A 6801-nucleotide genomic window follows, 5' to 3' on the forward strand; every position below is an offset into this window, starting at 1 on the left:
GAGAGACAACTGTGCGGAAAATTTGGGCGTTATTAGACATGTCGTCATTAATATTTTGCGCCAAGACAAAACAACAAAAAAAGTGTAAAAGTACGACGCTATAAGTGTGCAATAGATTCTGAGTATGCAAACAGAGTTCTTCATGGATTATTTTAGATCACACATGTTTTAGCCCTGGTGATTTAGATAAGCTTGCATTTTGCTTAATTGATTTGTGGTACTCTTCAATTCGCCACCGTTTTTGGTAGACTTCGTAAATGCAGTCAGCGTCAATGGTTAAATCATTCGTGACGAGATAAAGCGTCCCGGTCGTGCCGTCTTCGTTTGTGAAGACTTTTTTGAGTAAATGGACGGGAAAGCTAATATCCTTGAGATAAACGGTGTTCGCTGCACCATCATTCCACTCGAGTGTATTCACTTGTTGATATTGACCGCTATCAGCATCATGCTTTGTGAGAGCAACACAACGGTTTGATTTGATACCGATAATAAAGAGTTTTTCTAAAGTCTGATGAATCAAGGTCATGTTTGCTTTGGAGCCAAACCAATTATCCGATAGGATGTAATCAAAAAGCACCTGATTGTTAACAGCTTGCTTGAGCCGCGCCCGAAATAGTTCATTCTTGCTGATGGTTGCTCATGACGTCGTACATCTGCCTTGATGTAACACCATAATTCCTTTGACCCAGGCTCACCTGACCTTAGGTGCCTACTCACTTGATCATGACTAATTTCACCATCGAACAAGTTTTAATGTATCTTCAGTTTCTTCACATACGTAAGAATCTGTAGTTGAGGGTTTAAAAAAGCTCAACGCGGTAACGACACCAGCAATTGCTATTCCGGTTGCCGTAAGCGCAGGCGCAACAACTGTAGCGGTACTTGCAGAAATAATCCCTGCACTCACCAAGGTGGGAACAATAACAGGCCAAGCCAGTACGGCTACTACAATGCCTCCCAAACCCGCGGTAAAGAGAGAACCATACACTAGAAAATCGAAAGCAGCGCTGTCTTTAGAATCCGTGTTGGAGTTTTCTGTTGTAACTTTGATGGAGGCAGACGACGGCTTGATAATTGGGGACTTCTCACTTGATCTGGTAACAACTTCCTTTTCTTTTTTTACTATCGGGAGAGGGGGCTTAGGTTGTACTGAAGGCATTTGTTTTTTTACAGTGCCGGGTAATTGCAGCCACGGATCATTCTCTTTCATTTGCAGTCCATTTAAATAGGCCGCCAAGAAAGGATTGGAGCTGTCTGCTTGTGCTGCTTTAAGACGCTCTTCTTCGGGCAATTTTATGAACACGGCTAATTTATCCAGTTCTTGGATGTAGTGGGTAGCTAGGGGTTTATTGGGCGTTGTGAGATTTAATCCCCAAAAACTGGGTTCTACAATGCCTCCCGTATCTTCCAAACCGGAATCAAAGTAAGCGGTATTGCAATGTGATCTAACTGGCAATAACAAGTGATAACTAGCACCCACGGCACGATATAAATCAGCCAAGGCGCCTTTTACAGTTTCTTGTTGGTTTGAATTCGTAGACCATTTTTCCATGTTCGTGGTAGGTAAGCTAAGAACGGGGTAACCTAAACGTCCTAAGTTCTGTGCGGGAACTGCCAGACCTGCGCCACCTTTGATTGTGTAAAGATTAGTGCCTATAAGATGATGACTAGAGTTCCCCGGAAATAAGAAAATCACTTTTTTGGGATCTAAATTTTGCTTTTTGGCAGCATTTTGAAAACTGGGTAGATCAATAAATCCTTCAACGTAAATAAACATAGGTCGGACGTACTTTGATAGTATACTTGGTTAATTATACAGCATAAGTTATGCCGAGTTCTAGTCTTGGTCGCAAAATGTAGCGATTTCCGATTAAATTGGTCTTGTTTCAATAAAGACTGGAAGCAGGTCTTGAATGGTGAATTGTATCCTCAAACGTAATAATAAACACGGAACGAGGGGGCGCTATGTTTGATTTTTTTAGAGTCTTAGCGAGAGTTAGCCATTGTTTATCTGTTAACACCTGGCAAACCGTAGATCGTTAGTAAACCACGTTAACTTGAACTAAAATTCATAAGATAGGATTCTAAAAAAGAATAAAAATTGGTTGTACATGAACGTTTAAGGAACTATAACTGTATAATCATAATTTTTATCACCGTTCATGCTCAGTAGAATCAAGTTCATATTCGTTAAGATACGGAAAGAGAACGAAAATGAAAATATTGATGATGTTAACTTCTCATGACCAATTGGGTAATACTGGGAGCAAGACAGGTTTTTGGCTTGAAGAGTTTGCTGCACCTTATTTTGTTTTTGCCGATGCCGGTGTTGAATTAACTTTAGCCTCACCTAAAGGTTGTCAACCCCCAGTTGATCCGAAGAGCGATTTACCCGAAAACCAAACGTCTGCGATGGTGTGTTTTAAAAATGATGGCGGGCGCAAAAAGCACTTTCTCAGACAGCTAAGTTTGCCGATATGAAGGCCGATGATTTTGACACGGTATTTTATGTGGGGAGGCATGGTCCTTTGTGGGATCTTGCTGAAAGCTTTATTTCAATCAGGTTAATCGAGTCTTTTTATAATTCTGGAAAGCTTATCGCCTGGGTTTGTCATTCACTTGGTGTATTACATCGAGTAACCTACAAAGGCACGCCTAAATTAAAAACTGATGTTCAATTAAAGGAATAAATCATGTTAGCAGGGGCATTTATTTTTTTGGCTGTGTCACTTCTTCTGGCGATTTACGTATATAAAGGGTTTAATCCTACGCTTATCCTTCTTGCAAAAGCGCTCTTTTATTTTTCTTTAGCGATGTTTTTTATTTTATTAATTGCTGATTTTTTTAATCATATACCTCCAATTTCAGAGGATAAGAAGAATCTTTCTTTATAGGTGTAGTCTAGAGCTATTAATTATACTGCCCCCATTTGGGATTGTTGAAGAATATAGCCTGAATTAAAATTATTGCATATCGTTTACATAGTATCAGCATGTTCTCATCTTCATAGGGAATTGGCCTTATGAAAAAAAGTAATTAGAATCATGCTAATAATCAAAATAAAGAAGAAAAACAAGTGTATGACGAATATATCCCTATTCCGTCTAATATCTATGGCTTTGATGTGCATGGGTATTTTTCTCTCATATTACATGCTATGGAAAACCACAATTGTTAAAAGAATGTTTGAAAACTAAAGTTGCTTGCTCTTGTTAGGGTGTGTTGGCAATTAGTCTCCCAGTCAACACACTCAATCAAGGCTCGGATCAACAAATTATTCATTGGAGAGTGAATAGCCTATGTCCAGCCTATATGAAAGCCCTATATTATCAATATAACTTATCGTTTTTACTGATATTTTTTATGTTTTATAAATAAATATCCTAAGCAAATTGGATATTATTTATCTTTGTGTTAGATTCGCACTCATGGAGTGCTGTCGAGAACTCTATCTTGTGCATCCTAAAGGACTTTGATTTCAACGCATATTAAGGATAACCAGAATAAACTACACAAAGTCAATGGATTAACATATAAAAAATGGCTCAAAATATAGATATATTGATTGATATTATTTATGTTGAGTAAAAATTTTAACGGGCTTTTTCATAGGATATTTTAGGATATAGCAACTAGATGAATGGATTAATGCAAAAGAACTTACATACCCAACTTCTATTGAAGTTTATTCATGAATTAAATCAGCCATTAACCGTAATTAGAGCCTATCTAGGTGGGTGTGAAATTAAGTTACAAAGAAATGAACTTAGCCCCAATCAAATGAGTAGTGCCTTACAAAAAATTAATGAGCATACTGAGTTATTTAAAGATAAAATTTATTCGATGCAACAGTTAATTGTTCAAGAAGAGGGTATTAATATCTCAAATATTATTACTGAGATTACCTCTTTATTTTTCTTTGAAATACAACATCATAACATCAAATTAACTTTAGATTTCCATGAAATCCTCCCTGATTTTAATATGAATAAATCTCAGCTTAAATGTGTTTTATTTCGCTTATTGAAACAATGCATTGATGCCGTGGAAAAAAATGGCATAAAGCAAAGTGAGTTACAAATTCAAACGAAGACCCATCAAAAAAATGCATTAAGCATGACTATTACAACTAATTTTCCAATAGCAGAAGAGGGCGTAGAGCAAGAGCTTACTCATTGTCGTACTCTTTTTACCACTGATTGTGGTAGTTTATTAACTGAACTAGTACCGAATGGTATTTGCTTTCAACTGCTGATGTTTCATAAGGATTCGCAATATGTCTATTAAGGAGCCGATGGTTATTATTGTTGATGATGATCCTGAGATATGTGCGTCATTTCGTTGGTTATTTGAGTCAGTTAATCTTCGAGTGCAAGCTTATGAGAATGCCAAAGATTTTCTTGATAATTATGATGCTACCCAACATGGTTGTCTGATTATTGATGTGAGAATGCCTATCATAAGTGGTCTTGAATTATTGGAATATCTTAATACAACTAAAAATCAGCTCTCGGTAATTATCATCACCGGTTATGGGGATATTCCCATGGCAGTAAGGGCAATGAAAGCGGGGGCGGCAGATTTTATTCTTAAGCCAGTGAATCATCAGGATTTGTTAGAGGTCACGCAAAGTTGCTTGAAAAAAAACCAAAATAACAGCTTCCAATTACAGTCTGATTTTTGTCAGCGGATAAACAGCTTAACTAAACGCGAAAAGCAGATTATGGATTTAGTTATTGATGGTAAATTAAATAAGCAGATTGCATATGATCTTAATATATCCATTTCTACAGTAGAAGCTCATCGCGCTAAGGTTATGAAAAAAATGGAGACTAGAACCTTGGCTGATCTGATACGAGCCAATTTGCTACATACGAGCAATACAGCTTCTTTTGAGTATTCTGGTTAACTATTTGTTATATGAAGTGTGTAGGTGGTGGGGATAAATTATCAACACGCCTATTATTTTCAAGAATGTCCAATTGTTAACTAAAAATCATGTTTAGAGGCTATTCCAATCTGTTTGATTTTTGATAAACATGCCAAGTGGCGAATAAATACAATAAGGAACGTATCGCAGAAATAGTTGACGCTATTGGGAAAGACATTGGGAGTGACACTGAAATACTGTTTGTAGATGCGTCTCATTTTTCAAATCAACCCTATGTGAGCCGTGGATGGTTTAAGCGCGGTGAAAAAAAACAGTGAGCACGGTCAAAAACCGATTAAGCAAAACAATTTTTGGCGCGTTAGACATGCGCACCAGTCGATTTGACTGGAAGCAGGCAGACAGAGGAAATAGCCAGCAGTTTATCTTGTTTTTACACCAACTTCATCAAGCTAATCCTGCTAAAAAATTGATGATCATTGTTAGATAATGGCTCAATACACAAAAGTAAGAAAGCAAAGACGTTCGTAAAAAAACACGACTGGGTTGAGCTGTTTTTTTTGCCACCTTATTCGCCGGAGTACAATCCAATAGAACGATTTTGGCTCTGGCTAAAGCAGAAAGTCTATGGAAGCAAATCATTTAATAAAATGGAAGACCTTATACAGCAAGTGCGGAAATTAATATGGCATGATCACGAAGGAAGAACGATTTCAAAGATACATTTTAATTATGAAGCACATGCAAATTTATTATAGGAATTTAGTGAGGACTGCTTAAAATAAGTAAAACATCTTCTATCATTAGCGATGTACAGTTAGATACGGAGATCAGGCGCATAAACTCAAAATGAGGAAGAATAATTAATATAACTTTTTGAATTATATATAATTTAACTGATTAATAGAATTAATCAGACTTAGAGAGATTTTTAGCTCGTATTCTTTCTATTTCATTTTGGCATGCTACTTCTAATTCAGAATCCTTATTCAAGACCGATCCATGCTTCTCTCCGAGATATTTCAAAGATAATGACGCTCTTCAATTAAACTTTCATAAGGTATGTGTAATTCCTTATGTAATTTGACAATTTGAGGCAGAGTTAAGTTGCGTTTTCTGTTTAAAACATCACTAACTCGACTTTTAGGCCCCAAAAAAACCTCTAAATCTTTTCTTGTTAAATTCAGTTGATCCATTAGAAAAAAAATAGCATCGACAGGATCTGATTGAGGCATTTGATGATGTTTATTTTCATATCCTTCTACAAGAACAAGAAGCACACCTAACTCATCACCCTCTGGAGTATCTTGCTTAGCTCCCCAAAGATAATCAACTCGTTCTAAAGCTATTTTATAATCGCTTTCATTATGAATTGGTTTAATCATTTTCAACCTCCGAAGCATTTACTCGATCATACTCTTTGTGAGTACCAACAAATTTAATAAACATGGCTAGTCTCGGATAATCTATCGCACAAATAATACTATAGTCATTACCTTTTATATTAAAAACTACCCTGTTATTAGCAATAATGGATGCATTTCTTAGTGTGTCTTTAACATCTTGAGGGGTTTTCCAAATTTGCTTAGAACAAAAATGGTACCACTCATTTAAATAAGACTGCATGTGCTCATTGCCAGGCAATTCCCAATAAGTTTTAAGACGACTTTTTGCTATTATTCTCATAATTTAATTATGTGTTACCATTTTGGTAACGTCAATAATTAATTTTAAGTTTGATTTATAAAGTAAATAAAACGGGGGGTAGTGTAATGACGGATAAGCAGACCTCATTAAGTATCTAAAAAAATGATTCAATATCGTTTATCGTATGTTATTTGAAAAATGATAGGAATTAGAAGATAAGGATGTCATTAAGTGCTGAAGAGCAATCAGCGTTGAATCGATTAAGA

9 protein-coding genes and 1 pseudogene are annotated in these 6801 nt (G+C 36.2%); 6 read left to right on the forward strand and 4 right to left on the reverse strand.

Going from position 1 to position 6801, the window contains the following annotated elements:
* Positions 1-175 precede the first annotated feature (175 nt).
* Positions 176-747: pseudogene (locus tag ACQY7T_RS01770) on the reverse strand (transposase); the annotation flags it as partial.
* A complete protein-coding gene (locus tag ACQY7T_RS01775) occupies positions 734-1777 on the reverse strand; it encodes a hypothetical protein (RefSeq protein ID WP_428411006.1) in 1044 nt (347 codons plus the stop codon). The pseudogene ACQY7T_RS01770 and the gene ACQY7T_RS01775, both read right to left, overlap by 14 nt.
* A 437-nt stretch (positions 1778-2214) precedes the next feature.
* On the opposite strand from ACQY7T_RS01775, the gene ACQY7T_RS01780 reads away from it, so the two are divergent.
* From ACQY7T_RS01780 to ACQY7T_RS01805, 6 genes are all read left to right on the forward strand, one after another.
* A complete protein-coding gene (locus tag ACQY7T_RS01780) occupies positions 2215-2481 on the forward strand; it encodes a hypothetical protein (protein ID WP_428411007.1) in 267 nt (88 codons plus the stop codon).
* Between the two features lie 212 nt (positions 2482-2693).
* Complete coding sequence (locus ACQY7T_RS01785) at positions 2694-2894, forward strand: DUF1328 domain-containing protein (RefSeq protein ID WP_428411008.1); 201 nt, start codon at positions 2694-2696, stop codon at positions 2892-2894.
* Positions 2895-3636: 742 nt separating this feature from the next.
* Positions 3637-4287, forward strand: a complete 651-nt coding sequence (locus tag ACQY7T_RS01790; protein WP_428411009.1) for a histidine kinase — start codon at positions 3637-3639, stop codon at positions 4285-4287.
* Positions 4277-4909: a response regulator transcription factor gene (locus ACQY7T_RS01795; RefSeq protein WP_428411010.1), complete on the forward strand. Its 633-nt coding sequence runs from the start codon at positions 4277-4279 to the stop codon at positions 4907-4909. The genes ACQY7T_RS01790 and ACQY7T_RS01795 overlap by 11 nt, the downstream gene beginning before the upstream one ends.
* A 295-nt stretch (positions 4910-5204) precedes the next feature.
* Positions 5205-5378 (forward strand): hypothetical protein, encoded by a 174-nt coding sequence (locus tag ACQY7T_RS01800; RefSeq protein ID WP_428411011.1) that lies wholly within the window; start codon positions 5205-5207, stop codon positions 5376-5378.
* Entirely contained in the window at positions 5368-5646 is a 279-nt protein-coding gene (locus ACQY7T_RS01805; protein ID WP_428411012.1) for a transposase, read from the forward strand. The genes ACQY7T_RS01800 and ACQY7T_RS01805 overlap by 11 nt, the downstream gene beginning before the upstream one ends.
* A gap of 264 nt (positions 5647-5910) precedes the next feature.
* Here ACQY7T_RS01805 and ACQY7T_RS01810 read toward each other — a convergent pair whose 3' ends face one another.
* Positions 5911-6273, reverse strand: coding sequence for a helix-turn-helix domain-containing protein (locus ACQY7T_RS01810; protein WP_428411013.1), 363 nt, complete (start codon positions 6271-6273; stop codon positions 5911-5913).
* Entirely contained in the window at positions 6266-6574 is a 309-nt protein-coding gene (locus ACQY7T_RS01815) for a type II toxin-antitoxin system HigB family toxin (RefSeq protein ID WP_428411014.1), read from the reverse strand. Before ACQY7T_RS01815 ends, ACQY7T_RS01810 begins: the two co-directional genes overlap by 8 nt.
* Positions 6575-6801 lie beyond the last annotated feature (227 nt).

Origin of the sequence: Legionella sp. (assembly GCF_965140895.1) — a bacterium.
Lineage (GTDB): Bacteria > Pseudomonadota > Gammaproteobacteria > Legionellales > Legionellaceae > Legionella.